This is a genomic window from Mesorhizobium sp. Arg314, from assembly GCF_053714275.1.
In genome coordinates this window covers 1-758 of sequence record NZ_JBSKBP010000199.1, presented here as the reverse complement: position 1 = coordinate 758, position 758 = coordinate 1, and the positions used below count along the sequence as shown (strand labels likewise).

General features: G+C 56.9%; 1 protein-coding gene. It reads right to left on the bottom strand.

Annotated features, from left to right (window positions below; genetic code table 11):
- A partial coding sequence (locus ACWGS9_RS35065; RefSeq protein WP_454509462.1) for a DNA/RNA non-specific endonuclease occupies positions 1-692 on the bottom strand: 692 nt, incomplete at its 3' end.
- Positions 693-758 lie beyond the last annotated feature (66 nt).

The window sequence follows — 758 nt, the reverse complement described above, 5'->3', positions numbered from 1 at the left end:
ATGCAGGCGCGCGTGTCACCGGATTGCAAGTCGCGTTGAATGTGATTTTCGAAGCCGCCCCACAAGCCTTGAACTCCTGGCCATTGCTTTCCCGGTTGGGAGCGGTTGAAGGCGGCGTGCTGCGGCGTGCAATTTGAGAAGTGAAACGTGTCGGAATTGGCAAACTCGATTTCCGTCGGCGTATCGCCCCAGGCATTGTCTTCCCTGCGCACAATGTGGCCCCGGTCAATCTGCTTGGCGGGCGCGTAGATATCGGGATCACCCAATTGGTATTGCTGCGGGATTCGCGGGTCAAACACCCAACGATCTTGACCGAAGAAGGCGCGGCCGCTGGAGGCCCTTTTCAATGCATCGTAATCGACGTTAACCGCTGACCACATCTGCATTCGCCGGGAAGCGTTCATTGCCAGGCTGAAGTGATGGTACTTGAGCACGACGGTCTGGCCATTTTCCTTATACATCTCCTGGTCCCGCTCCTGCGAAATGCGAGGCAGCGGCACGGTGACATCGTTTTCGAGGAAATCGGGGTTATAGCCTTCTCGATCGTCGTAATTGGGGTCGAAGCGAAGTGCTTTCTCGAGCGCCTCGTCTCGCGCGATCTCGGCCGTCGCCTGAGGAAGCTGTGATGCCGGCACGCCGCTACCAACGAAAATCGTCACTGGTCCGGAAAAATTCATGGTTACGCCGCCCATCACGTTTCCTTTCGTGTTTGCGAAAATTTTGGAGGGATCAGGTAGTAGCAGCGCTTCTGGGGCGCG